General features: G+C 58.7%; 25 protein-coding genes. 7 read left to right on the top strand and 18 right to left on the bottom strand.

The annotated features are described in order from the left end of the window. Positions 1–42: 42 nt before the first annotated feature. Positions 43–1,041 carry a TRAP transporter substrate-binding protein gene (locus ROSMUCSMR3_RS14055; protein WP_237183453.1) on the bottom strand — a complete coding sequence of 333 codons (999 nt, stop codon included), beginning with the start codon at positions 1,039–1,041 and terminating at the stop codon, positions 43–45. A 112-nt stretch (positions 1,042–1,153) separates the two neighbouring features. Between ROSMUCSMR3_RS14055 and ROSMUCSMR3_RS14050 the strand changes: the two genes are divergently transcribed. Beyond that, on the top strand, positions 1,154–2,071 hold the full coding sequence (locus tag ROSMUCSMR3_RS14050) for a LysR family transcriptional regulator (protein WP_081507698.1): 918 nt from the start codon (positions 1,154–1,156) through the stop codon (positions 2,069–2,071). Between the two features lie 787 nt (positions 2,072–2,858). On the opposite strand, the gene ROSMUCSMR3_RS14040 is transcribed toward ROSMUCSMR3_RS14050, so the two are convergent. Next, positions 2,859–3,749, bottom strand: a complete 891-nt coding sequence (locus tag ROSMUCSMR3_RS14040; protein ID WP_157667305.1) for a ChbG/HpnK family deacetylase — start codon at positions 3,747–3,749, stop codon at positions 2,859–2,861. A 140-nt stretch (positions 3,750–3,889) separates the two neighbouring features. Here ROSMUCSMR3_RS14040 and ROSMUCSMR3_RS14035 point away from each other — a divergent pair, with 140 nt between their 5' ends. From ROSMUCSMR3_RS14035 to ROSMUCSMR3_RS14025, 3 genes are read left to right on the top strand one after another with little or no spacing between them, the layout of a single operon-like run. Continuing rightward, positions 3,890–4,999, top strand: coding sequence for a glycosyltransferase family 2 protein (locus tag ROSMUCSMR3_RS14035; protein WP_081507695.1), 1,110 nt, complete (start codon positions 3,890–3,892; stop codon positions 4,997–4,999). After that, on the top strand, positions 4,996–7,233 hold the full coding sequence (locus tag ROSMUCSMR3_RS14030) for a hypothetical protein (RefSeq protein WP_081507694.1): 2,238 nt from the start codon (positions 4,996–4,998) through the stop codon (positions 7,231–7,233). Before ROSMUCSMR3_RS14035 ends, ROSMUCSMR3_RS14030 begins: the two co-directional genes overlap by 4 nt. Beyond that, entirely contained in the window at positions 7,230–7,604 is a 375-nt protein-coding gene (locus ROSMUCSMR3_RS14025; protein ID WP_081507693.1) for a GtrA family protein, read from the top strand. The genes ROSMUCSMR3_RS14030 and ROSMUCSMR3_RS14025 overlap by 4 nt, the downstream gene beginning before the upstream one ends. Positions 7,605–7,772: 168 nt before the next feature. Here ROSMUCSMR3_RS14025 and ROSMUCSMR3_RS21900 read toward each other — a convergent pair whose 3' ends face one another. From ROSMUCSMR3_RS21900 to ROSMUCSMR3_RS13965, 11 genes are all read right to left on the bottom strand, one after another. Then, on the bottom strand, positions 7,773–8,015 hold the full coding sequence (locus tag ROSMUCSMR3_RS21900; protein WP_081507692.1) for a hypothetical protein: 243 nt from the start codon (positions 8,013–8,015) through the stop codon (positions 7,773–7,775). A 59-nt stretch (positions 8,016–8,074) separates the two neighbouring features. Next, positions 8,075–8,728 (bottom strand): bifunctional 4-hydroxy-2-oxoglutarate aldolase/2-dehydro-3-deoxy-phosphogluconate aldolase, encoded by a 654-nt coding sequence (gene eda, locus ROSMUCSMR3_RS14015; RefSeq protein WP_081507691.1) that lies wholly within the window; start codon positions 8,726–8,728, stop codon positions 8,075–8,077. 3 nt (positions 8,729–8,731) lie between these two features. Beyond that, on the bottom strand, positions 8,732–10,540 hold the full coding sequence (gene edd, locus ROSMUCSMR3_RS14010; RefSeq protein ID WP_081507690.1) for a phosphogluconate dehydratase: 1,809 nt from the start codon (positions 10,538–10,540) through the stop codon (positions 8,732–8,734). After that, positions 10,537–12,000 carry a glucose-6-phosphate dehydrogenase gene (gene zwf, locus ROSMUCSMR3_RS14005; protein ID WP_081507689.1) on the bottom strand — a complete coding sequence of 488 codons (1,464 nt, stop codon included), beginning with the start codon at positions 11,998–12,000 and terminating at the stop codon, positions 10,537–10,539. The genes edd and zwf overlap by 4 nt, the downstream gene beginning before the upstream one ends. Positions 12,001–12,598: 598 nt before the next feature. After that, positions 12,599–14,218 (bottom strand): dihydroxyacetone kinase subunit DhaK, encoded by a 1,620-nt coding sequence (locus tag ROSMUCSMR3_RS13995; protein WP_081507687.1) that lies wholly within the window; start codon positions 14,216–14,218, stop codon positions 12,599–12,601. Positions 14,219–14,228: 10 nt separating this feature from the next. Then, a complete protein-coding gene (locus tag ROSMUCSMR3_RS13990; RefSeq protein ID WP_081507686.1) occupies positions 14,229–15,224 on the bottom strand; it encodes an ABC transporter ATP-binding protein in 996 nt (331 codons plus the stop codon). Next, complete coding sequence (locus ROSMUCSMR3_RS13985) at positions 15,217–16,314, bottom strand: ABC transporter ATP-binding protein (protein ID WP_081507685.1); 1,098 nt, start codon at positions 16,312–16,314, stop codon at positions 15,217–15,219. Before ROSMUCSMR3_RS13985 ends, ROSMUCSMR3_RS13990 begins: the two co-directional genes overlap by 8 nt. 2 nt (positions 16,315–16,316) lie before the next feature. Continuing rightward, the gene (locus ROSMUCSMR3_RS13980; protein ID WP_081507684.1) at positions 16,317–16,505 is read right to left on the bottom strand and encodes a hypothetical protein; all 189 of its coding nucleotides are present in this window, start codon (positions 16,503–16,505) and stop codon (positions 16,317–16,319) included. Continuing rightward, complete coding sequence (locus tag ROSMUCSMR3_RS13975; protein ID WP_008281709.1) at positions 16,502–17,440, bottom strand: carbohydrate ABC transporter permease; 939 nt, start codon at positions 17,438–17,440, stop codon at positions 16,502–16,504. The genes ROSMUCSMR3_RS13980 and ROSMUCSMR3_RS13975 overlap by 4 nt, the downstream gene beginning before the upstream one ends. After that, complete coding sequence (locus ROSMUCSMR3_RS13970; protein WP_008281708.1) at positions 17,437–18,384, bottom strand: carbohydrate ABC transporter permease; 948 nt, start codon at positions 18,382–18,384, stop codon at positions 17,437–17,439. The genes ROSMUCSMR3_RS13975 and ROSMUCSMR3_RS13970 overlap by 4 nt, the downstream gene beginning before the upstream one ends. 128 nt (positions 18,385–18,512) lie before the next feature. Further along, positions 18,513–19,835 (bottom strand): ABC transporter substrate-binding protein, encoded by a 1,323-nt coding sequence (locus tag ROSMUCSMR3_RS13965; protein WP_081507683.1) that lies wholly within the window; start codon positions 19,833–19,835, stop codon positions 18,513–18,515. Positions 19,836–19,958: 123 nt separating this feature from the next. On the opposite strand from ROSMUCSMR3_RS13965, the gene ROSMUCSMR3_RS13960 reads away from it, so the two are divergent. Further along, positions 19,959–21,077 carry a LacI family DNA-binding transcriptional regulator gene (locus ROSMUCSMR3_RS13960; protein ID WP_081507682.1) on the top strand — a complete coding sequence of 373 codons (1,119 nt, stop codon included), beginning with the start codon at positions 19,959–19,961 and terminating at the stop codon, positions 21,075–21,077. A 537-nt stretch (positions 21,078–21,614) separates the two neighbouring features. On the opposite strand, the gene ROSMUCSMR3_RS13955 is transcribed toward ROSMUCSMR3_RS13960, so the two are convergent. From ROSMUCSMR3_RS13955 to ROSMUCSMR3_RS13935, 5 genes are all read right to left on the bottom strand, one after another. Continuing rightward, on the bottom strand, positions 21,615–21,920 hold the full coding sequence (locus tag ROSMUCSMR3_RS13955) for a DUF6958 family protein (protein ID WP_008281705.1): 306 nt from the start codon (positions 21,918–21,920) through the stop codon (positions 21,615–21,617). Then, positions 21,913–22,449, bottom strand: a complete 537-nt coding sequence (locus ROSMUCSMR3_RS13950) for a GFA family protein (RefSeq protein ID WP_081507681.1) — start codon at positions 22,447–22,449, stop codon at positions 21,913–21,915. Before ROSMUCSMR3_RS13950 ends, ROSMUCSMR3_RS13955 begins: the two co-directional genes overlap by 8 nt. Further along, positions 22,442–22,924, bottom strand: a complete 483-nt coding sequence (locus tag ROSMUCSMR3_RS13945; protein WP_081507680.1) for a VOC family protein — start codon at positions 22,922–22,924, stop codon at positions 22,442–22,444. Before ROSMUCSMR3_RS13945 ends, ROSMUCSMR3_RS13950 begins: the two co-directional genes overlap by 8 nt. 64 nt (positions 22,925–22,988) lie before the next feature. Continuing rightward, on the bottom strand, positions 22,989–23,411 hold the full coding sequence (locus ROSMUCSMR3_RS13940) for an SRPBCC family protein (RefSeq protein ID WP_081507679.1): 423 nt from the start codon (positions 23,409–23,411) through the stop codon (positions 22,989–22,991). Then, positions 23,408–24,067, bottom strand: coding sequence for a TetR/AcrR family transcriptional regulator (locus tag ROSMUCSMR3_RS13935; RefSeq protein WP_081507678.1), 660 nt, complete (start codon positions 24,065–24,067; stop codon positions 23,408–23,410). The genes ROSMUCSMR3_RS13940 and ROSMUCSMR3_RS13935 overlap by 4 nt, the downstream gene beginning before the upstream one ends. A 40-nt stretch (positions 24,068–24,107) precedes the next feature. Between ROSMUCSMR3_RS13935 and ROSMUCSMR3_RS21685 the strand changes: the two genes are divergently transcribed. Both ROSMUCSMR3_RS21685 and ROSMUCSMR3_RS13925 read left to right on the top strand, forming a co-directional pair. After that, complete coding sequence (locus ROSMUCSMR3_RS21685) at positions 24,108–24,539, top strand: hypothetical protein (protein ID WP_237183452.1); 432 nt, start codon at positions 24,108–24,110, stop codon at positions 24,537–24,539. 295 nt (positions 24,540–24,834) lie between these two features. Beyond that, the gene (locus ROSMUCSMR3_RS13925) at positions 24,835–25,788 is read left to right on the top strand and encodes a hypothetical protein (protein ID WP_157667304.1); all 954 of its coding nucleotides are present in this window, start codon (positions 24,835–24,837) and stop codon (positions 25,786–25,788) included. Positions 25,789–25,818 lie beyond the last annotated feature (30 nt).

The raw sequence follows: 25,818 nt of genomic DNA, 5'->3' as shown, positions 1-25,818 counted from the left end.
GCACGGGGTAGCGCTGCCCCCCGTGCGGTGGTTCAGAATGAGTTACTCGGCTTCCGTGCGGATAGCATTCACAAGGGCAATGAAGTCATCCCCTTTGTCGGCGGCATAGCGATCCTGCACGCGCAGTCCCGCCTCGATAAAGCCAGAGCGGTCGACGTTGGTTGTTTCCATGCCGCCCTCGCCCGTCAGGAAGGCGCGGATTTCGTCGGTCTGCGCTGCCATTTCCTTGCGGTGATAAACACCCGCCTCGGCGGCCGCCCGCATCACCGCGTCGCGCTGCGCCTCATCGAGCTTGTTCATCACGCGGTCGCTGGCGAAGAGCGGCGAGAAATAGGTGAAATGCTCCAGAACCGTGAAATAGGGCATGATCTCGTAGAACTTCTGCGATTTGATGAATGAGGTGCCGTTATCCGCCCCTTCAACCGTGCCGGTCTGAAGCGCAGTTGGCGTGTCGGCCCAAGGCAGCGGAATGGGTGCCGCGCCAAATTCCTCGTAGGTGTCGATCATCACCTGGTTCTTGGGGACACGCACCTTGAGCCCCGCCATGTCCTCGACCGAGGCGATTGGACTTCTGGAATTGTAGAAATCGCGATCCCCAACAAAACCGTAGGTCAGCAGATGCACGTTTGTCGCGGCCTGAAGCTGCGCGGCGAAATCGCGCCCAACCTCACCTTCGAGCACGCGGTAAGCATGCTCCTTGTTTTGAAAGATGTAGGGCAGAACGAACGCGTCCATCAGCGGAAAATGCGGTGAGATGTTGTTACCGGTGATAACGAACATATCCACGGTTCCAAGCTGCATCGCCTTGAATGCCTCGTCCTCGCCCATGAGCTGGCCGCAGCAGCGCACCTTCACGTCAACGCTGCCTTCGGTATATTCCTCAACCAGCTCCTCGAACTTGTCGGCGAGCACGGCATAGGTGCTGGTCTCGGAGGCCGCATAGCCGAGATTGATGGTGACGTCTTGCGCCGAGGCCGTGCCCGCGACAACGGTCAGGGCCGCAAGTGGCCCGGCGAAGATCTTAAAGGGTGAATGTGACATGATCGCTCCCGGTTGCATATGGAATTTTTGTTTTTGTTATCCAATCAGGGTAGCCGGGCTAGACCTGCAAGTATAATATCAATTGATTAGTTTCTGATGCATAAAAGGTATCATGAAAATCGGTCTGCGCCATATCCGCTATTTTCTGGTCCTTGCTGAGGACTTGAATTTCCGACGCGCCTCGGAACATCTTCACATATCGCAACCCGCCCTCACCCGCACGATCCAGCACCTTGAGGCGGAGTTGCAGGTTACGTTGTTCGACCGTTCACAGAACTTCGTGCGCCTGACCGATGCGGGCCGCGCCTTTCGCGAGGGCGGTCAGCGCGTGCTAAACGGAGTGGAGGCCACCATCGATCTGACGCGCCGGGTCAGCATCGGCGAGGCCGGTGCGCTGCGGGTGGGCTATACTGATTTCGCGATCGCCGATGCGCTGCCCGAATTGCTCAAGCAGTTTCATCAAAGGCACCCCGGCATCACCGTGCGCCCGCATCACGGGGTTACTGCTGCACAACTTCAGCAGTTGAGGGACGACAAGCTCGATATTGGATTTGTTACCGGGCCGGTGCGGCAACCAGGATTTCGAAGCCGCGTCGTGCAAACCGACCGTCCGATCTGCATCGTGCCCGAAGGCCATCGCCTGGCATCGCGTGCCTCTGTTGAGCTGGCCGATCTGGCTGATGAGGATTTCGTGCATGGGCCGACCGAGGCCTGGGCGCATTTCTACGACTATCTCTTTCCGCATTGCCGCAAGGCTGGCTTTCAGCCGCGCATCGTGCAGGAGGCTTTCAACTCGGTTGGAATTCTTGGTCTTGTGTCCTGCGGAATGGGCATCACCATCTTGACCGAAAGCATCTACGACTTCGCCACTGGTGGTTTGGTGCCCTTGCCGATCTCTGACATCGACGACGTCATGGTCACGGAGGCCGTCTGGGCATCTGAAAACCTGCGCCTCCCGACCCAACACTTTGTTGATTTCCTTGAGCAGTCGGATAGTCACAGACTTCAAGGCGCTCAGCGGCTTAAATAGAAGAAGAGGCTTGCGAAAGCCGGCTATTCGGCCTCTGCCACTCTCGCCGGGATAAAGACGCCAACATGACCCGCAAAGGGCAATTCAAGAGCAAAGACATGATCGCATTGCAGCGGGTCGTCCATCTCGCAGCATGATTATGTCCAGCGCAAGCCTGATCTCAACTTGACTGAAACTTTGCGACAGACCCTATTCAAGTCGTTTGATGATCATGTTTGCAACTCCTGTCTGTGTTTGTCGATCTCAATCATGTTTTTGGCGATGATCCAGCGCGTCCGCGAACTGAGAGTGAGCCCTAGAGCAAAGGGCGATGTTGCAGACCGCCACAGGCTTGGCGCTCGGGCGGGCGTTACCCGAGCGCGCTTGCTTGAATACCTTGCCAGACCTCAACCTTCAGCCTGAACAGTGGGCGGAAACGCTTTTTCGCCCTCGCCGTGCGACATTCCGAAGACTGCACCATTTGGCCCAAGAAGATACGCAGGCCCCGGACGCAGAATGAGCATTGCGGTGTAGACGGGTCCTGAGACTAGGATGGATACGAAAAACGCGATATCGGCCCCTCCGAGCATCTCACCCATCGCTGCCACATCTTCGAGACAGGAATTGGCAGCTACCGTTTCAAGGCCAGCACCGAAACAGCAAAGAATAAGCGAAAAGAGGCAACAGTATTGACGCCATCATAATCAGAAGATCATTACGACTGGGTGGCTCAGATCTGGATGAAAATGCCGGGTCAGTGCTCAGTGACACTCCACAAACATGGCAAACACAGTTTCCGCGCCGCCTCTCAAAGACCAAATCGCGTCGCAACACCTGTCTCGGCGAGATCCGTCAAGAAAGCTTCGGACGCGAGATAGGCAAGCTCCTGTGGGCGATGGAGATGGATCGGGTCAGGCGGATCACCTGCTGCGGGCGCCGATGCCCGTCCCGGATGGCACATGATGAGCGCGCCGCTCTCGCCGCTGTTCGCTAGCGACAGCCAACGGCGCATCCGGGGGCCAAAAGGCACCTCTGGCGAGAATTCCGTCACGCCGAAAAAGCGTGGATTCGTCACCATGCCGGCTTCATCATGCGAGGGCGCGGCGGCACGGCTCATCAGGCTTAGCACGCGGGATTTGAACTGGGCCGACGGCAGCCGGGCGAGGTCTCGCTCCGGCGCGCCGCAATACCGGACCCAGCCCGGCCGCACGTTCCAGTCCTTCCAGCTTGCCGCCACCGCATCGCGTATTCCCGGAAGAAGATGCACATGTTGATGGCCATCCACGAAATCGGGCACCCGGCCCATCAGCGCAGAAAGGCAGGCCATCTGCCGGTCAATCTCCATCCGGATAGCGGGCACATCCAATCGGCGCAAATATGCCTGCCTCATCACCGTCCCAATCCCCGGCAGGGCGCACTCAGGCGCAAGGCCGCGGATCGGCCCCAACGTGGTATACTCAGTCAAAGTCACGTGGAGCCCGATCTGAACGGGCCGGGGCGCATCGCTGACCGCAGCCAGTAACCGGGGGATGTCCCGCGCAATTTCCACTCCCCCCGCCATGCAGCTGACTGCCGTCAGCCGACCAAGGTGCACGAGGTCCAGAATCCCCTCATCGACCGCCGCGTTCAAACCGAAATCATCAGCACAAAGATGAATGCGCCCGCCCCAGGTCATCGGTGTTTCAATAATCTTGTCCATGATACCTGCCTTAACACCGAACACCTTTGGACACTGACTTGTGATCCGCTGAAGTGAAGTTACCCTATAAACCCTTCGCTCCATTATGCATATAAACGTTCTGATATCGGGCTTCGTCTGGTTATGTCGGGGGGAATATTATGAACGACAACGAGTTTGTATTCGAACAGGACATCCCCCTGATCGATACAACACCCGCCAACCAGAACGGCAGCGCACGCAGTGCCGCGTCACTCTCTGTCGTCGTGCCAGCTTATAATGAAGCGGGGAATATCCGTGCCTTTCTCGACCGCCTGCTTCCCTGTCTCGACAGAACGCGCGCTGCATGCGAAATCATTTTCGTTGATGATGGCAGCGCCGATAAGACACCGGTGTGCGTGGCGGAGCAGTGTGCACTGGATGCCCGTATCAAGCTGATCCGCCTCAGCCGAAATTTCGGCAAGGAAGCGGCGCTGAATGCAGGTCTGTCCCATGCCGTAGGCGATCTCGTGATCCAGATTGACGTCGATCTTCAACACCCGCCCGAGACCATCGACGCGATGATAAAAGAATGGAGCCTTGGTGCCGACATTGTCTATGCCAAACGCAACTCTCGCCAGGATGAAAGCTGGATGCGCCGTTTTCTGGCGCGTAGCTTCTATCGTGTCTTTGGCCTGATCTGCGATGTCAAACTGATGGAGGGGGCGGGCGATTTCATCCTCCTCGACCGCAAGGTCGTCGATGCTCTGATGCAATTGCCCGAGCGCGGAAGGTTCACAAAGGGGCTTTATGCTTGGGTCGGGTTTCGGCGTAAGGCGGTGCCTTTCGATGTCGCGCCGCGTGCTCATGGCCAGTCCGGCTGGCCGCTGCTAAAACTGGCCCGCTTCGCGATGGATGCCATGACGGCCTTCGGCTCCCTTCCGCTTAAAGTCTGGACCTATATCGGCCTCCTGCTCGCCTTCGCCTCCACGCTCTACGGTGCAGTGATCTTCGTGCAAAAGCTCGCCTTCGGAATCGACGTGCCCGGCTATGCCTCGCTGATGGTTGCGGTCTGTTTCCTCTCTGGTGTTCAGTTGCTGGGGCTCGGCATCATGGGCGAATATGTCAGCCGTATTTTCGCAGAGGTAAAGCAACGCCCGATGTTTCTCGTGCAGGAGCGCATCGGCTTTGATCAGCGTCCCTACATGCCGCAGACACCCCTCCAGATGCCACCATCTGTCGTCGCCCCGTCCAAAGCTCCGTCGCGCGGGCTGGACACGTTCGTCTCTTGATCCGTCCTGACCCGTTCCCGCAGGGCGGCTACAGCCTCGCGGCGGTCTTCGTCGCAACGGCATGGCTTGTGTTTTGCTGGCCGTGGCTTGGCGGTGGCCAGATCATCCCCCATGACGCGAAGAACCATTTCTACCCCATGGTCCGCTTCCTCGCCCTCGCCTGGCACAGCGGCGAAAGCCCGCTCTGGAGCCCCTATCATTTCGGCGGCTTTCCCATGGTCGCTGACCCACAATCAGTAATTTTCACACCCAGCTTCTGGCCCGCCGTTCTCGCCGGTCCTGCCCCCTCAATGCGGCTGGTAGACGCGATTCACCTTCTGCATCTGCTTGTGATGGGCCTCGCCATTCTCGGCTTTGCCCGCCTGCGTGGCTGGCGAGTTGAGGCGGGCGCTGCTGCCGCCATCTGCTTTATGCTGTCAGGCGCGCTAACCGTCCGGCTCGAACACCTTCTGATGACCGTCAGCATGATGTGGCTCGCAGTTTGCCTCTGGAGGCTGGAAGCGGTGCTAACCCACGGTGGCATCTGGCGGGGCATCGCCTTTGGCGTGGCGCTGGGGTTGATGCTGATCGACCGCAATCACGTGGCGTATCTTGCGGCGTGGTTCCTCGGGTTCTACTGGCTCAGCCGAAGCTGGCCGGGATCGGGTCAAACGGTGCCGCTTCGCCATCAGACGCCGGTGATCCTCGGCGGCATCACAGCGCTTTGCCTCGCGGCGATCCCGATACTTCTTCTCCTGCAACTGGCTGAGATCAGCAACAGGCCCAGCTTCGATTATGAGGGCGCAAGCCTTCAGTCCCTGCACCCCGCCGCGCTGGCGACGCTGTTCATGGTCGACATCTTCGGCCCGCTTGACCGCGCCGGGGCCTATTGGGGCCCGGCGAGCCATGCGTGGGGCGGGCAGTTCTTCGTGCATCGCGGCATGCTTCATGGGTACGTCGGCGCGCTGGCGCTCGTGCTGATTCTCTGGCACGGGATCGGCGCAGGGCGTCTCTGGCGGCGTGAGACGCTGGTCTTTACGCTGCTGGCAATTCTCTTCCTGATCTATGCGCTGGGGCATTACACGCCCGTCTTTGAATGGCTTTATGACACCGTGCCGGGGATCGACCTCTTTCGACGCCCTGCCGATGCGCTCTTCCTCTTCGGGGCCTCAGCGGCGCTTTTGACAGGGGCGCTGATGAACGACATGCTGCGTGCGCCGTCGCGTCTGAGTACCGTCGGCAGTCTCGCGGTGTTGGTCCTGACCATCAGCGGGGCCGTGTTTGTTGGCCTCCTCGGGGCGAAACAGGGACACCTGGCCGATCTTGGTCTGCCCGCCGCACGCGCCCTTGCCTATAGTGCAATTCTCCTCGCATTGCTCATCATGGCGGTCCGGGTGCGGGGACCCTTGCAGCGATTTCTCCTCGCAGCAATCCTTTTGATTAGCGCCGCTGATCTGATCACGGCCCATAGCAACATCAGGCTGAACGCCAGTCTTCCGCAATTTTACGATCAGCTGGAAACCCCTGCCGCCTACGATCACATCGCGCGCCTCGCAGCGCTCTCGAAAGCAACCGACCCGAGCGGCGCACCGTGGCGGGTAGAAACGATTGGCCTTGGTGCCTCATCCCAGAACATCGGTCAGGCAGCGGGGATAGAGGCGCTGCTCGGCTATAACCCTATCCGCCTCAGGGCATTTGACAGCCTTATAGCACCCAAGCACCAGAACAATGCATCGGCCAACCGCAGGTTCGGAACAGCTATGACGTCATATGACAGTGTGATGGCCGACCAGTTGGGACTGCGGTATATCATGACCGGCAAGCCAGTGGAAAAGATTGACCGCACCCTTCCACAAGATGCGCTGCAAGAGGTTGCCGTCATTCCCTATCTTGACCAGAATTTCCACCTATATGAAAATCGCAATGCAAAGCCTCGTGCCGTTCTCCTGCCCGCAACCGATGCTGGGGCTACACCTGGCCCACAACCCCGCATCAACCGCTACACGAATGTCGTGGTAGAGGTCAGCGCCAAATGCACGTCTCCTTGCCGCTTGGTGCTGCATGATTTCGCTTATCCCGGATGGACCGCTACTGCCAACGGTGTGCCGGTGCCCCTTGTGATTCAGGACGGCCTCTTTCGTGCGGTCGATCTTTCAGTCGGGCAAAACGAAGTGACCTTTACATTCTCTCCCCTCGCGCTCGAAAATCTTCAGGCCGCCCTGATCGGCGTTCTCGGCGGTGACGGCACGCCATGAGCCGCCAGTTCCTCAGCTTTGCGGGCGTCGGCGCAGTTGCGACAGCGGCACACTATCTCACCCTCCTCGCACTTGTTGAAGGCAGCCTCGCGCATCCTGCCCCTGCCTCCGCCGCCGGTGCCGCGGTTGGGGCTCTTGTCAGCTACGCGCTGAACTATCGTCTCACGTTTGCGGCCCAAAGCCCGCACCGCAAAACCCTGCCGAAATTCCTCGCTATCGCGGTTTTCGCCATGATCCTGAACTTCGTCCTGATGCACGCTCTCATCACCTTGCTGTCCCTTCCCTACATTGCCGCGCAGGTCGCCGTCACCGGCGTCATGCTCCTCCTGACGTTCAACGCCAACCGCAACTGGACCTTTGGCAGAGAGTGAAAAAGCACTGATGAAGCGCCCTTTTCGACGTCCGGGTTGTTGAGCACTCAAAACGCGCATCGCTGCCGAATGGTTGATCGCAAACGTCTGTTCTTGATCCGAGTATCCTGAAGGATTGATGGCTCTCACCTGCCGCAGCGCCCATCGAAAGACGCAATATGCTCTCGTTCAAGGAGCAGCATTTTCGTAAGCGGTGCGCCAGCACCGTGGTGTCGGCTTGATGTGATTGCGGGCATGCTGTCGTTCACCTGAGTTTACAGGACGCTGGCCGTGAGGCACCAAAGCCTGCGGAACGTCGACGCTGTCGATGTTGGCGACAAAATGACAGCGCGGGCCGTCGTGATAGGGTGCAAGAGAGAGCGTTGCTATGGCGGGGCCAAGTTTGGAGCTGCCGATGCCGATATTGACCACATCGCTGAAGAGCGCGGCTTTTGCGGTCTGGTTGTCTTTCAGCCTGTTCCAGATATCTCTCAGGGTGCGGCTCTCAATTTGGCAGCTTCACGGGCGAGCTCTTCGATTTCGTCCCATTTGCCCATGGCGACGAGAGCTTCAGGTGCGACCCAACTGCCACCGGCGCAGACGACATTGGAAAGCGACAGATAGCTTGGCGCATTGTCGGGGTTGATCCCGCCCGTAGGGCAAAACGAAATCTGCGGCAAAGGCGCACCGATGGCTTTGAGAGCGGCTACGCCGCCCGACGCCTCGGCGGGGAAGAACTTGAGCATGTCATAGCCACGCTCCAGGAGGGCCATTGCCTCGCTTGCCGTGGCCGCACCGGGGAGGAGCGGCAACCCTTCGGCTTCGCAGGCGGCGAGAAGCTTTTCGGTAGCGCCCGGGGCGACACCGAAGGTTGCACCTGCGGCTTTGGCGGCGCGCACATCATCGGGGGTAACCAATGTGCCTGCGCCGACGTGACCGCCTCTAACCTGCGCCATGGCGCGGATCGCATCAAGCGCGGCAGGGGTGCGCAGGGTCACCTCAAGAACAGGTAGGCCCCCGGCCACAAGAGCCTCTGCCAGAGGGCGGGCGGCGGCGGCATCGTTGATCACAAGAACAGGCACGATCGGGGCGAGTTCGCAAAGTGCGCGGGTCTGGCGGCTGGCGTCTTTGGGGGACAGGGTCAAGGTTTACTCTCCAAAAATAGATGCGCCCTTATCGGCCGTGCCGACACTGCGCCGGAAGGCTGCGAAAAGCTCGCGGCCAAGTCCGTGATGATTGCTGCTCAGATCGGGTGCTGCTGCGGGGCGTTCCCCCACCCCTTCGGTGAGGCATTGAAGCACCCCCGTCGTGGCATCGACGCGCAGGATATCGCCATCCTTGAGCTTGGCAATCAGGCCACCATCAAGCGCTTCGGGGCTGACATGGATTGCCGAGGGGACCTTGCCTGAGGCACCCGACATGCGCCCATCTGTGACCAGCGCCACCTTCTGGCCGCGTCCCTGAAGGATCGACAGGATCGGGGTAAGGCTGTGAAGCTCTGGCATGCCGTTTGCCTTGGGCCCCTGAAAGCGCATGACAACCACAAGATCGCCCGTCAGCTCGCCTGCCTTGAAGGCGGCCTTCACATCGTTCTGGTCATGAAACACCAGCACGGGCGCTTGAACGATCTGGTGCTCGGGTGCCACCGCCGAGACTTTCATCACCGCTGTGCCAAGATTGCCCGAGAGGCGCGCGAGCCCCCCTGTGAGCTGGAACGGGTCGGCCACGGTGCGCAGGATTCTGTCATCGAGACTTTTGCGAGCGCCGGGTTGCCAGCTCAATCTGCCGTCGGCGAGCTTTGGCTCTGTCGTGTAATGCTCAAGGCCCTCGCCTGCCACTGTCTTGGTATCGGGATGTAGAAGGCCAGCGCCGAGAAGCTCGCCGATCATGTAGCCAAGCCCGCCTGCGGCGTGAAAATGGTTCACGTCAGCCAGCCCGTTGGGATAGACCCGCGCGATAAGCGGTGTGACTTCGGACAGATCGGAGAAATCTTCCCAATCAAGGATGATCCCGCCGGCGCGGGCCATGGCGATCAGGTGAATGAGAAGGTTGGTCGAGCCGCCCGTAGCATTAAGCCCGACGATCCCGTTTACAAAGGCCTTTTCGCTTAGAATATCGCAGACGGGCGTATAGCTCTCACCCAGCGCGCTGAGCGAGAGTGCGCGCTTTGCGCCTTCGGCTGTGAGAGCAGCGCGCAGGGGCGTGTTCGGTGTCACAAAGCTGGCACCCGGCAGATGTAGCCCCATGAACTCCATCAGCATCTGGTTGGTGTTGGCCGTGCCGTAGAAAGTGCAGGTACCTGGGCCGTGATAGGCCGCCATCTCGGCTTCCATGAGCGCGGCGCGGTCGACTTCGCCAGCGGCAAAGCGTTGGCGCACCTTGGACTTCTCGTCATTGGGTAAGCCACTTGTCATGGGGCCTGCGGGCAGAAAAACAGCGGGTAAATGGCCAAAGGCCTGCGCAGCGATCAAAAGGCCTGGTACGATCTTGTCGCAGACACCCAGAAAAACTGCCGCGTCATAAGTGTTGTGGCTGAGCGCGACCGATGCGGCGAGCGCGATCACGTCACGCGAGAAGAGGCTAAGCTCCATGCCGGCTTCGCCCTGAGTGACACCATCGCACATCGCCGGTACGCCGCCCGCAACTTGCGCCGTGCCGCCGATTTCGCGCACAGCATGCTTGATGATGTCCGGGTAGGTGGCGAAGGGCTGATGTGCAGAGAGCATATCGTTATAGGCCGTTACGATTCCGAGGTTGCCTGAGACGTCCTCGACCAAGCGCGCCTTGTCGCTTTCGGCGGCGGCATAGGCATGAGCCTGACCGCTGCAAGCCAAGTGCGACCGGGCCGGCCCCTTTGACTGCGCCGCGCGCATGCGCTTCAGGTAGGCGTCGCGTGTCTTGGAACTGCGTGCGATGATCCGGTCAGTTACGGCTTCGATGGTTGAATTGAGAGTCATTTGTCCTCCACTCGGCCAATCTCGCGCCAGCGCCAGCCATCCCGATGCATCAGCATCAGGGCCTCTTCGGGGCCCGAACCGCCTGCATCATAGGGCTCGGGTGCATGACGCGCCTCTTCCCAGCGCGCGATAATAGGGTCGACCCAGGCCCACGCCGCCTCGACCTCGTCGCCGCGCATAAAGAGCGTCTGGTCGCCACGGATGACATCCATGATCAAACGCTCATAGGCGTCCTGTGAATCGGTCTGGCCCCCCAGCGCATTTGCAAAGGTCATGTCCAACGTTACCTCCGCAAGGCGGAAACCACCAGGACCCGGCTCCTTGATGGTATTGTGCAGCGTGATGCCCTCGTCCGGCTGAAGGTGTATGATCATTTGATTGCTGCGTCGGTTTTCCATCTCGGGGAAAATCATGTGCGGGGGCTCGCGAAACACGACGGCGATCTCCGAAGTCCGCGCGCGCAATCTCTTTCCGGTGCGGAGGTAGAAAGGCGTTCCAGCCCATCGCCAGTTGGCGATAGCAACTTTCATCGCCACGAAACTCTCTGTTCGCGAGGTCGGATCGCCCGCATGCTCGCGGTAGCTGCCCTGACCCTCTTTGTCCCGATACTGTCCCCGCACGATTTCCTGAGGGTTGGCAGGTGCGAGCGCCTCGATCACCTTTACCTTCTCGTCACGCACAGCGTTCGGCTCAAATCTCGACGGCGGTTCCATTGCCGTCAAACACAAGAGCTGCATGAGGTGGTTCTGAACCATGTCCCGCATCGCACCGGCACGATTGTAATACTCACCACGCCCCTCGACACCGAGACTCTCGGCCACGGTGATCTGAACATGGTCGATGTGTGTCGAATTCCAAAGCGGCTCCCACAGCGCATTGGCAAAGCGCAGAGCCATCAAGTTCTGCACCGTTTCTTTTCCAAGATAGTGGTCGATGCGATAGATTTGGCTTTCCTCGAAACCCTGACGCAAATCCGCGTTGAGTGCCCGTGCAATGGCCAGGTCATTTCCGAAGGGTTTTTCAACGACGATGCGGCTCTCAGGTGTTACGGCCTCATAGCTGCTCAGCCTGGATGCGATGGTGCCGAAAAGGGATGTGGAGACCGACAGATAGAAGGCGCGCACCGCTGATCTGCGCAGCAATCCGACCAATTCGGACCAGCCTTCTTGGCTCATTACATCAAGATGAATGTACACAATCGTCGCAAGGAACTGGTCCAGCATTTCCGCATCGCCCGAAATGCATGGCGCAAACTCGGCGAGGCTTGTCCTGAGATCAGCCCGGAACATGTCCGTATCAATTTCTGACCGAGCCGTGGCAATGATGCGCGCGTCTCTCGGCATCTGGCCAACTGAAAAGCGGCGGAAAAGACCCGGCAGGATCTTGCGCTGTGCCAGATCGCCAGTGGCCCCGAAAATGACCAGATCAAAGGATGATACTGGGATGACGCGAGAGACCATTCCCTCAGCTCGCCAACTTCAGGGGACGGCCATGTATCAAGACGCGTAGGACACAACGTCCAATCCGCCCAAATCCGTTGATTGCGAGTCTGGTGGCCATGCTTTTCTCCCTCCCTATTTCTGGTAAATGTTAGCGCTAACATCGCTTTGAGACAAGCTACCTTTTGGGGCTCTGCCTCAATCCGTGTGGTGCCACTATCCTGAGACAGGAAAATTCAGGACGGATAGCCGTGAATTCGAAAAGCACTGGTCGCACGGGCGCGAAGTTTCGGTTCAAACCAGTGAGCGAAATGTTTCTGGCGGCGGATTGTATCCGGCAGCTTGACGCCAATCGGCATCTACCCAGACTGTGAATTCCAGTCTCCACGACGTCACGGCTGGCGATGTCGGCGGCTGCAGGATTATCCCGCGCATGGAGACGAGGTAACGGTGGATCTCGCGGTTTGCTCACCGCATCGCCTGAATCAACGAAGAAGTCGTTGCGGGTGCCGCACAGACTCTCGTCATCGGAAACGCCAATTACCGATCAAAAACCCCGCCACATAGCGATCAAGCTCCCAAACGGGCGAGGTAATTGCTCGGCGTGATGTCGCCCTTTTCAGCTGGCCAGATGCTCGAACAAACGGGCGACAGCCTCGGCACCCGGATCGATATGGCCCTCCAGTTGCTCGGCATTGATATAGCTCGCACGGCCAGCCTTTGCCGATGTCAGCGTCGCGGTGTATTTCGCCCCCTTGCGCGCCGCAGCAGCCGCTTGCGGCAAACCAGCACTCAGTGCATTCAGCGCGGGCAGCAAGGCATCGACCATCGTCCGGTCGCCAGGGTTGGCACCACCGATCTGGCGCATCCGGTCAAGGCCCGCCATCAGCGCATCCCGCATCGTCATCCCCGACGATGACGCATCCCCCGCTGCCGCAAAGAAAATCGCAAGCAGCACCCCCGACGATCCGCCCATGGTCTGGCTCAGCTCCAGCCCGATCGCACGGTAAAGCTGCGTGTGATCGGCCAAGGGCAGCCGGTCCATCGCATCAATCAACGCCCTTGCCGCACCAGCCAGAGTCGAGCCTGTATCCCCATCCCCGGATTTCGCATCGAGAAGGTTCAGATCGTTCTCGGCCGCGATCAGCACCTTGCAGCAATCGGTCAGAAATTCCCGTGTCGGCGCATGTGCTGACGCCGGCGCGCGGATCGGGGTCAAGCCATCCGGCAGCGGTAAAACGGCAGGCGTAGTCACGCTGTTACACCCCGGCCAGCCCGTCACCTTGGCAGGCGCTTTCAGGAACCCTTCGTCTCCGTCCGCGAGTTCGCATAGCGAAATCGAAAATCCGTGCATATCGAGCGCCGTCATCATCGCGCTGGGACCAACGACCAGCCGAATATACTGGCCAATCTCCGAGCCAAGCAGATTGTTGGTCAGAATCGCCATTTCAAGGCAGGACGCCCCGCCAAGGTTGTTGATCAGCGCCACATGTGGCGTCCTTGGCATATCCGCAACAAGAGCCTCAATCATCTTGGCAATCGCATCCGCTGCGCCCGCGGAGGCGACTTGCGCCACACCAGCTTCGCCATGAATACCCAGCCCAAGCTCGGCCATGCCAAATGGAATACGGTCTTCTTTCAGCGATCCGGGAACCGAACAGGTATCAAGCGAAAGCCCGATACTGCGCGAGCCTGCAATCACCCGCTTGGCGGCAATCGTGCAGGCCTCTAGGTTGGCCCCCCCTTCGGCCATCGCCCCCACGATCTTGTGGACAAACAACGTCCCCGCAAGACCGCGCGCCTGTGGCAGGTTCGGCAAGGCGACATCATCATCCACGATCACCACGCTGACCTTGTGGCCAAAGGCCCGCGCCCGCTCCGCCGCCAGACCAAAGTTCAGCCGGTCGCCCGTGTAATTCTTGACGATAAGCAGACACCCCGCCGGCCCGGTCACCGCAAGGATCGCCGCCAGAACAGCATCCACCGAAGGCGAGGCAAACACGTCGCCGCAGACCGCTGCCGTCAACATGCCCTCGCCCACAAAGCCCGCGTGGGCAGGTTCGTGGCCCGAACCGCCGCCCGAAACCAGCGCAACCTTGGATTTGTCCCAATCGGACCGCACCACCACGCGGATATGCGGATAGCCATCCAACCGCGTCAGCTTGCCCCCCGAAGCCGCAATCGTGCCGTCGATCGCTTCGGTCACCATGTCGTGCTTTTCATTGATAAAATGTTTCATGGTGGATCTCCTAGGATATGCGAGCGCCAGAGGCGTCAAAAAAGAAGGGGTTGTTCGGGCGGATCTGGATGATGTCGCCTTCCTTGAGCGTCGTATGGGCATCCGTAACCGTGATCAGGTCGTGCGACTTGAACTTCAGATGCAGGCGCGTCTGGTCACCAAGGTGCTCAACCCGCTGCACAAAACTGTCCTCGCCCTCGCCCTGCAAGATCTGCTCGGGGCGCAGACCGATCTGGGCCGCCCCGCGCGGAGCCCCACCGAACACGTCTGACGGCAACACATTGATGCGCGGCTGACCCAGACGGCTGGCGGCATACACGCTCACGGGGTTTTCATATATCTCGCGCGGGCTACCGAATTGGACCAGCTTGCCGCTGTCCAGTACCCCCACATGCGTGGCCATGGTCATGGCTTCGGTTTGGTCATGGGTCACATAAAGCATGGTTGCACCTGAATCGGCCTGAATGCTTTTCAACTCGATACGCAGGTCAGAACGCAGTTTCGCATCAAGCGAACTTAGCGGCTCGTCCATCAGATAGACCGACGGTTCCCGAACCAACGCCCGCCCAATCGAAACGCGCTGCATCTCGCCCCCCGACAAGGCGGTGGCCTTGTTGTCAAGCTTGTGACTGATTTGCAGGACCTCCGCGACCGCGCCTACCTTGCGGTCAATCTCTGCCTGAGGGGTCTTTAGGATCGGAGACTTCAAAGGAAACTCAAGGTTCTGGCGCACCGTCAGATGCGGATAGAGCGAATACTGCTGGAACACCATCGCCACATCCCGCTGGGCAGGCGTGAGCGTGGTCACATCGCGGCCCCCGATGGTCACCGATCCGCTGTCAGGCTTGTCCAGACCAGAGACCATCCGCAGCGTCGTCGTCTTGCCTGCGCCGGTTGGCCCGAGCAGTACCACAAAGGCTCCGTCTGGAATGGTCATGGTCACTTCATCAAGGGCCATTTGGGCGCCAAAGGATTTGGAAATCCCCTTTAGGATCACTTCAGCCACGGAACAGCACTCCTTGATTGGCTTGCGAGCGCAGCGCGGCACCGGTGTCTGCATTAAACAGCGTGATCGTGCGCGCATCGAACGCCAGTCCGGTCTGGTCGCCCACGCCGATCCGGTCCGAACTGGCCACGCGGGCTTTGACCTCTCCGTTGGCGGTCTCCAAGGTGACGATCTGGGTGGTGCCGAGGTATTCGGTTGTCTTGACGCGCGCGCGGTAAGGGGCTGCATCGTCCAGTCTCACATGCTCGGGACGCACCCCGAACGTCAGTGCGCCATTGGCACCGTCAAGGCTGGCGGGCACAGCCAGAGCCACATCATTCAGCCGAACCTCGGTTCCGCCCTTGCCGACCATTCCGTTGAATTCGAGGAAGTTCATCGGTGGCGATCCGATAAACGCTGCCACGAACTTTGTCGCGGGCCAGTCGTAGATATCTTGCGGTACGCCGAACTGTTCAACAACACCGTGGTTCATCACCACAATCTTGTCACCCATCTGCATGGCTTCAAGCTGGTCATGCGTCACATAAACCGTGGTCGCACTCATCCGGTCATGTAGGGCGCGCAATTCCTTGGACATATGCTCGCGAAACTCTGCATCCAGTGCGCCCAACGGTTCGTCCATGAAGAACGCCTTTGGATCGCGGACGATCGCCCGCCCAAGCGCCACCCGCTGCCGGTCGCCACCGGACAAACCGCCGACAGGCTTGTTCAGAATGTCCGTAATGCCGAGGATCTCGGCAATCTCGTCAACCTTCTTCTTTATCTGGGCCTTGGGCATCCCTTGGGACTTTAGCGGATAGCTGATGTTCTTACCGACGTTCATATGCGGATAGAGCGCGAACATCTGGAACACAAAGGCGATATCGCGCTGGGACGCGGGCTTCATCCCGACCTCTTCATTGTCGATGTAAATCTCGCCAGAGGTCGGCAGCTCAAGTCCCGCCATCATCCGCAGCGTCGTGGTCTTGCCACAGCCCGAGGGCCCCAGCAGCATAAAGAACTCGCCGTCCTCGATGGTGAATGTTGACGACTTTACAGCATTGAACGCTCCGAAGTCCTTGCGCACGTTTTCTATTCGTATCTGTGCCATGATTACTCCGGGAAATGGCTGACGATGATGAACATCACCGTGCCGACAAGGGTGACAATGAACGAATAGCTATAAAGGCCAATCGCGAAGGGCTGCATCAGCATGATGACCCCAAGTGCAATCAGAATGGTTGCCAGCATTTCCCAGGGGCCACGGCGAAACCGCAGCAGGCGGTAGATGATGTTCATCATTTGCGGACCGCTCCGAATGTGATCCCGCGCAGCAGGTGCTTGCGCAACAGGATGGTGAAGACCATGACCGGCACGAGAAAGATCGTCGCCCCCGCCGCAACGGCAGGCCAGTCCTTGCCACTTGTCCCGATGATGGTCGGAATGAACGGTGGCGCGGTTTGCGCAGTGCCCGAGGTCAGCAGAACCGCAAAGGCATATTCATTCCACGCAAAGATCAGACAGAAGATCGCCGTTGATGCGATGCCTGTGGCCGCCTGCGGCAGCACCACCTTGTAGAATGCCTGAAACCTTGTGTAGCCGTCGATCAGGGCTGCTTCTTCGTATTCGATAGGAATTTCATCAATGAAGCCCTTGAGCAGCCAGACCGACAGCGAAAGGTTGACCGCTGTATAAAGCAGGATCATTCCAAGATGCGTGTCATTCAGCCCCAGCGTCCGAAACATCAGAAAAATCGGGATCGCGACCGCAATGGGCGGCATCATCCGCGTTGAGAGGATAAAGAACAGCAGATCATCCTTCAGCGGCACCTTGAACCGGCTGAATGCATAGGCCGCCATCGTGCCAAGGATCATGCACAGCGCGGTCGAGCCGAACCCGATGATGACCGAATTCAGAAACCGCTCACCATAGCGCGACGGGCCGGAAATAACCGTGCCACGATCCCGCGCAATCTGGTCATACCATGTCTCGGCAGGACCAGCAGCTTCAAGCATATCCTCGGTAGCGCGGGTCCGGTCGGTGAACAGGTTGACATATCCTTCCAGCGTCGGCTCGAACACCACGACCGGCGGATAGGCGATTGAATCCGTGGGCGATTTGAAACCCGTCGCAATGATCCAAAGCAGCGGAACGAGGGTGATGCAGGCATAGGTAACGACCAGAATTCCGGCGAACCACTTGGTGCCCTTTGTCGGTTCTGTGACGGAAAAGCTCATCTTTCTTTCACCTTGTTCAGGGCTTTGACATAGATGCTGGCAAGGCCGAAGACGGTCACGAACAGGATCACCGCATAGGCCGAGGAATAGCCCGTGCGCCATTTCTCAAAGGCTTCCCGTTTCAGATCAATCGAGGTCAGCGTGGTCGTATTTCCCGGCCCGCCGCCTGTAAGCTGCACCACCAGATCGAACATCTTGAAATTCTCGATCCCGCGGAACAGAACGGCCAGCATCAGGAACGGCAAGGCCATCGGCAGGGTTATGGTCCAAAACTGCCGCCATTTGCTCGCGCGGTCGCACTCGGCTGCCTCATAGATACTGTCGGGAATGGATCGCAACCCCGCCAGACAGATCAGCATCACAAAGGGTGTCCACATCCATGTGTCGGCAATAATGATCGCCCAAGGGGCCAGATTGACATCGCCGATCATCGAAAAACTGGCCGGATCAGCACCGGTAAAGAACGCGACCACGTAATTGAACAAACCGATCTGCGGCTGATAAAGGAACGTCCAGAAATTGCCGACCACAGCGGGCGACAGCATCATCGGGAATACGATGATCGTCGTCCACATGTCGTTACCCCTGAACTTCTTGTTGATCAGATAGGCGAGGGTAAAGCCGATCAGTACCTGTAGCGCGATCGTCCAGATCAGGAAATGCGCCGTCGCCTGCATCGTGTTCCAGACGTCAGGGTCGCTCAGAATGCGCTCGTAATTGCGCAAGCCGACCCACTCCACATCGTTATTGGGGCGGTTGACGCGAAAATCGGTAAAGCTCAGCCGGATCGTCCAGATCAGCGGAAAGATATTGACGGCCAGCAATAGAAAAATCGTAGGCGCCACGAAGATCCAGGCGATGGTCCGGTCAGACAGGCCGCGAATGCGTTTCGCGATGCCGTCGGGCGTTTTTGCCGCCGCTCTTTCCATGGGGGGAAGTGTCATGGTGTGTGTCCTTTTCGCGAGGTGAACCCCCTCGCAAATGTCCATGAAGGGTGGTCCAGCCAATCCGCAGATCGGCTGGAGCATACGTCGTCCACCCCCTCAGGAAGGGCGCCCGACAGAGAGGAGGATTACAGCTTGCCTTCGTCCTCGAACACTTCGGTCCAGTCACGCACCAGGCCGTCAAGCGCCTCTTGCGCTGTGCCTTCGCCGGCAATGACGTAGTTGTGCATCCGCTCCTGCATCGGGATCAGCAGGTCCGCATAGGCAGGTTCGGCCCAGAAATCCTTGACGATGGCCATGCTGTCCAGAAACGCCTGTGCATAGGGCTGGCTGGCCGCAAAGCCCTCGGCCTCAACGACCGCGCGCAGTGCTGGTGCGCCGCCCAGATCCCACCAGCGCTGCTGGATTTCAGGCTGTGCGAACCACTTGATGTATTCCAGCGCGGCGTCCTGTTTCTGGGAATACGCCACCACCGAAATGCCCTGCCCGCCCAACTGCGCGAACTGGCCCGCTGGCCCTGCGGGGTTCGGGAAATAGCCTGATTTGCCTCCGCCCACGTTTTCATCCGCTTCAACACCCGGCCAGATGAAAGCAAAGTTCATCTGCATCGCGACCTGCCCCGAGCGATAGGCGTCGATGTTCTCGCCCATATACCAGTTCGACGATCCCGGAGGGGTGCCTGTGTCGTAAATTTCTTTGTAAAGCTCCAGACCGGCGACCGCCCCTGCCGAGTTCACGAACCCCTCGAGGTCATAGGGCTTTTCTGGGTTTTCATATTCGAACCCGTAGTTATAGAGCACATTCGTCACGCCCATCGTGATCCCTTCGGACCCACGCTCGGTGTAGATCGCAGCGCCGTAAACGGTCGTGCCGTCAATCTCGCGCCCCTGAAAGAATGCGGCGATGTCGCGCAATTCCTCAAGCGAGGCCGGAACATCCAGTGCGCGGCCGTGTTTTTCCATGAATTCAGCCTGAAGCTCGGGACGCTCGAACCAGTCCTTGCGATAGGTCCAGCCCACAACGTCTGCATAAGCAGGCAGCGCATAGTAGTTCGGCGTGCCCTTGGGCCATTCGGCATAGCCCGTCACGGTGGCCGGCAAGAAATCATCCATGCTGATCCCGTTGGCCTCAAAGAAATCGTTGAGCTTGACGTAATGGCCGTTCTCGGCACCGCCGCCGATCCACTGGCTGTCACCGATCATCAGATCACACAGCTGCCCGCCCGAGTTCAGCTCGTTCAACATACGATCAGCAAAGCTGGTCCATGGCACGAATTCAAAGCTCATGGTGTGGCCGGATTGCGCCTCGAAATCCTTGGACAGCTCGATAAGCGCATTCGCAGGGTCCCATGCGGCCCAACACAGGGTCAGGTCCTCGGCCATAGCGGTTGTCGCCACACCGGATGCAACAATTGCACCCGCCGCAGCCGTGGTGAACAGGGTCTTTCTCATCGGGTAACTCCTCCCAGTTATGGCGGGCGCGGCTCCCCGCCACGACTCTCGCTCGCAATATTGCTAAATGAGACACGTGCCTCACTGCAAGATATTTTTGAGACACCTGCCTCATTTTGAGCTATGCAGTACTTTGAAGCGTTGTCGAAAGCCGCTATTGTGGCAGAACAAGGGTCTGATAAGTTCATGAAATTCGCGCTGATCAACGCCAAGGACATCATGCAAAGACCGACGACAAAAGATCTCGCCAAGGCTGCCGGGGTTAGTCGCGCGACCGTTGATCGGGTACTCAACAATCGCGAGGGCGTCAAAAAGCACACCGTCGATCGCGTAAACAAGGCGATCGAAGAACTCGGATTCGTCCGGAATATCCAAGCTGCCAATCTCGCGCGATCACAACGCTACCGGTTCGTGTTTGCCCTGCCCCGCTCTGGCGATCTGTTCCTAGAAGAGATCATTCGCCACATCAACGAAGCCAACGAAACCTTCGCCGCCGACCTCATCTGGTGCGACGCCGAGCATATCAACGAAAACGACCCCCATAGCATTTCCGCGTTCCTCGCAACCCTTGATGCAAGCGAGACAACCGGCGTAGCGATCATGGCGCCGGAATCCCCTCAGGTTCGCGATGCGATCTACCGGCTGCAACAGCGCGGCGTCGCGGCCCTGCCCTTCATCGCCGACCAGTCCAGCATGGAAGAACACTGGGTCGGCACCAACCACACCGCCGCAGGTGCCACAGCGGCAACGCTCATCGGTCGGTTCAGTGCTCGTGCCCATGGCGCAGTTCTCGTAATCTCGGAAAGCATGCGATCGCGGGACAGCCTCGAGCGGCGTATTGGGTTTGACGCAGAACTCAACCGGTATTTCCCAAATCTCACCGCGCTCCCTTCGCTAGAGACCTACGGGGATGAAGCCCGCGCCGAGCAGGTCATCCAGAACGCGCTCAAGAACAACCCCGATCTGGTGGGCGTCTACATCTTGTCATCCGAGGCGCGCATCCCGTTGACGATCCTCAACGGGATTGGCGGCACATCGAGCCTCATCAAGATTGTCCATGAAAGAACACCATTTACCGAGACCGCACTGCGAGAAGGCAAACTGGACGCAGTTATTGCACAGGATCCGGGGCACCTTGTGCGAAGTGCGGTCCGGAAACTCAAGGCCATCACCGACAAGCGCGTCGCAAAAGGTTCCCAAGAGCGGATCCGTGTCGAGGTCTTGATGCGGACGAACATTTAGTTGAATCTATGCTCGTCGGACTGGCCGCACGGATTTTCGTCGCAGGCGCTACGAAATCTCATCCTACGTCTTCGCACCGCCCGATAACCTGGGCATTCGGCCTGTTCGATTGCCGGCCTGGTACGCACTTGCAAAGACACCAGAGGAAGAGACGACAGTAAGCGCCGCAGCAGTACGGCTCGAGGGCAAAGCTCTCTTTCGTCATGTAGACGCGTTGCATGACCCGATGGGTGATCCGCCGTTTGAGGGGCCCGAGATTTGCAGGCGCTTCGCTTGGTAGTTTTGGAACCAAGATGAGTCCACGCCGAGTCCCGAATGACCGCCTCGGCAACCCCGCGCCGCAGTGCCGACGAGGACAGCGCGTGTCAGTTCAGGGACGTTTGTGGCGGTTCCAACCTCGCTTTAGCGGGTAATAATGCCCGGCAGAGAATGACGGCATGGGCGCGACGTCACGGATGCTGCACGTCGCAGCAATGTCGGGTTTGGCGATGTCGCTTTGGGCATGGCGACCATGCGCGATGTCCAATCGCATCTGGCTCATTTGCCCGTTCTGACCAACCGCACCGGCCTCTTGCCGTCACGCGCGATCACGCCCTTGGCCTCAAGATCGAGCTGCACGGCCTTCAGCCACCAGCCTGCCTTCTCACCGCCGGGAAACAACTCCTGCGACAGGTTTGGCAGCAAGGCGGCTTTCGCCTCGGCGACAGTCATGCCGGGGCCCTCGGACGGCAACACCGGAAGCAAGGCGTCGCGCATGGCCATGAATTTCGCCTTGTTCACCCGTTGGACGTGGTTCGGCGATGTGATGCTCTCGATTTCGATCTTCTCGTCGGTGTCAGACATTGATCTCTCCCGTATTGGACATTTTCGGGCTACGGAACCCCATGGCGACCCAAGCCCCGAAGAGCTTGGCGAAGAAGCCAAGGCTATGCTTCTTGGCGTTGGGGATGTCGTTTGGCAGAGTGCTACCTTCCGGCAGATCCGAGGTCATCGTACGCATCGTGGGCGCAGGCTTTGTGCCGACCGGCCAAAGTCCACTGTAGAAGCTCAGCCAATGACCGCCTTTGAACTCCAAATAGACTGGCGTGTTGCAGCAGGTAGCGATCACCCGCCTGCTTGAGGCCTCAGGCGACAAGCGGAACCCGGCCAAGGTGTTGGCCCCCGCAAGAAAACGCACGCGATCCTTGCGATACATGACGAAGGGCGTCGTGCCGTGATCCGTCACGGTTCTGGGCGCGCCCTCAAGGCGCTGCATCCTGTCTGCTGCTTCGCGGCAAGATGTGCAGCAGCATTCGACGCTTTTGATGGGCTTGCCCTCGACTTCAAGGCGGGTCTGGCCGCATTTGCAAGCGATGCGTGTTGTCTCACCCATGAGCTGGCCCCTTCGCGGCAGCAGCATCGAGGGCGGCAATGTCGATCTTGCCCATCCGCATCATGGCCTCGCTCACACGGACCACCACAGCCGGATCGTCGCTGGCCAACAGGTCTGGCATCCGCTTCGGCACGATCTGCCAGGACACACCAAAGCGATCCACGAGCCAACCGCAAGGCCCGGCCTCGCCTCCATTTCCAGTCAGGGCACCCCAAAGCCGGTCTGTCTCGTCCTGATCCTCGGTCAACACGCTGATCGAGACAGCGGGCGTCAATTTGTGGTGAGGCCCTGCCGTCAGAATCATCATTGGCGCACCGGCCAGCGTGAACTCGACAATCATCGGATCGTTCGGCTGGCCGTTCTCGCGCACGGCTTCGATCCGACTATCTGGCACGAGCGCAACGTATTCCTGCGCGGCATCATGTCCGCCCTTCTCGAACCAGAGGCAGGTTCGAACTTTCGAGGCATGTTCCATTGTTCTGTTCTCCCGTGTAGTGGTTTGGGGTGCAGCATCAAAGCCAGACCGCCCCGCACGCAATTCAGCCCTCCTTACCGTCTACGTGGGCCTTGAAATTGTTCAGGATTGCCTGCCACCCGTCGCGCTGCATGTCGGTTGGGTTCTGTGTCTCGGCGTCGAACGTGGTAGCGACCTTGGTCGTGTCACTATTCTCGGTAAAGGTCGTGCGGGACTTGCGGCCGTCATCGAGAACAAGTGAGAGTTCCTTGTGTAGCTCGATCTTCTCGTAGGTTCCCTGGAAGTCGAAACCCATGCTGCCGTCCTTCGCCTCCATGCGTGCGATATACTTGCCGCCGGGGCGCAGATCGCTTTCGACGCGCGGGCAGCACCAGTCGTCGTTTGCGAAATTCCACTGTGTGATGTCATCCGGGGTCGTATAGGCACTCCAGGCCTCTTCCAAAGAAACGGAAACGGTCGTTTCCACGGTGATCTGCTGGCGGGTCATGATGATCTCTCCCCCTTGCTGATTTCGGATGTATTTGGCCCCAGCCCGAACAGGCCGCGCACATAGCGGACCAGGTGGTCGACGCTCTCACGGGCCAGGTCCGAGTCTCCGGTGGCCTTGGCGAGGATGAAGCCGCCCTGAAGGACCGCCTGTGTGTGGCGGGCAAGGCTGGCGGCAGTCCAGTCCGCGTCAATCCCGCGCTTTGCTCTGGCCGCTTCGATGTCGGCCTCCAGCGTGGCGGCATGGCCAAAAATGCTGGCGGCGCAGGCATCCCGGATCGCGGGCGCGCTGTCATGCACCTCCTGCGTCATGGTCCCCACGAGGCAGGTGTATTCAAAGGTCTCGCCGCCAATGATGGCTCTGCGGAAATCCAGATAGGCCAGAACCCTGTCCAGCGGATCGTCTGGCTCATGGTAAGGGGCGCTCGCAAATAGTGCGCTGGTTGTCTCGGCCCAGAAATTCGCTGCCGCCACACCGAGCGCGTCCTTCGTCTTGAAGTGATGGAAGAACGCACCCTTCGTGACACCGGCCGACTGGCACAGGTCATCGACTGAGGTTGCGGCAAAGCCCTTACGGCGGATCACGTCGCGCGCGGCTTCCAGAAGGCGGGTACGCGCATCGCCGCGCTCGGGGTATTGCTTGGTTGGTCTTGGCATAGTCGATACATACCATACAGTTGGTATTTATTCAACACGATTGAAAAAAGCCACCTACCGCGCCACCGGAGGCACCAAGGCTGGCACCTGCGTATTTGAGGAGCGATACCACGCGTTCAATCGGAAGCAGCTTATTCAACTCTCGTGCAGATCGACATTGCGCCCGGATGGCTTCGCCTTGAGCCCCCGCCATTGCGCCGCCTGGGAACACATGCTGGAGGCCAAAGAGGCGATCCGTGGCCTGATCGACAAGATCGTGATCACGCCTGTCCCCACGGGCGGCAAGCGCATGGAGCCGCAGCTGGACCTGCACGGCGCACTTGCGGGCATTCTGGCATTGAGCCTTGGGGGTGCGGGGAAGTCCGGACAGCAAAAAACCTCCCTTGAACAGGAGGTTATGCAAAGTATAGTATTTATGGTTGCGGGAGGACGCAACCGCCGTAGCCTACCTAATCTTCGTTGCATGATTTGACAAAGTATCTACGTCGTGGGGTCGTTCCGGACCCGCAAAGCGCGCACTAACAACCAGTTATCGCCGAGAGAGTGGCATGGCCTCCGGATAAATACCTGTTAGCCCTTGATATGTGCCGGATAGAAACATCCGCGTCACCCAAGCCGAGCACTTGACTGTCTTCACAAGGAAATTCTACCATAAGTCGTGCGGTGATATTAGATTCAATTATGAGAAATTCCCATCGCATGAACAGTCATTCGAGAGAATGACAGGTAGGTATGATTGAAAGGGTTTTGTCATGCCAAACGTGCAAATGACACTCACCAACTTTACTCTTACAAATCAAATGGCCACAGCTGAACTATTTGGCGGTAACGCGGTCATCGGTCCCAACACCAACACAGGGACTCCAACCTCTGAATTCACGAGTGCGCAAACAGCTATAGGCATTACAAATGTTCGCTTTCCAGGTGGGGATACGCAGAGCCTGTATCAGAACGGGCTGCTCAAACCCAATGGAGAACTGATTGACGAAGTCACCAATTTCCTAAACTGGGCGCAGGCGAACGGCAAGAAAGTATCACTCGTTACACCTATACAAAACGGCATCTTCCCGCAAAATATTCAGGACCTGACAGATTTCGTTGAACTTGTGCTGCAGAACTATGGCGATGTGATCGCGCAGTTTGAAATCGGCAATGAATTCTGGGGCGAAATGGGCGAAACTCTATATGGCCAGCGAGCCAACGCGTCAATCATTGCAATCCAGAATGGCATAACGGGGTCTGGTCATGATCCTGACATCCTAATTCAGATGGCAAATGTCACGGCATCCAACTCCGAATTCCCCCGCCCAGACGGCCCTTCAGACAACTTCGAACCCCGCACTGAAAGCGCGAACCAAACGATCATCAACCAACTCTCTCCCGCTGCCAGAGGCGCGCTGGATGGCGTCATCGAGCATTACTACTTCAAGGATGACGGAGATATTACCTTCGATGGCAGCAGTCGAGAAATGGGTTGGATCGATAAATCCATGACGCGGTGGAACGCAACATTCGGCTCCGATTTTGGTTTGCACATAACGGAGTGGAATATCAACCGAGACTCAAACCACCTAAATGGCATCCGTGCTGCATCGACCATTCTTGAACAATTCGAATACATGTTAGACCTCGGTGTTGACAGCGCCTACGTTTGGCCCGTCCAGATGAACACACGAACCGACCTCGCCGGTCATCCGGGAGACAATCTTGTGATAGACTAGGCCACGGGCATCCTGCTCAACACCGTGCGT

It is taken from the genome of Roseovarius mucosus (assembly GCF_002080415.1).
Classification (GTDB): domain Bacteria; phylum Pseudomonadota; class Alphaproteobacteria; order Rhodobacterales; family Rhodobacteraceae; genus Roseovarius; species Roseovarius mucosus_A.
The sequence above is the reverse complement of the archived record's forward strand: the minus strand, read 5'-3'. Positions and strand labels throughout refer to the sequence as shown.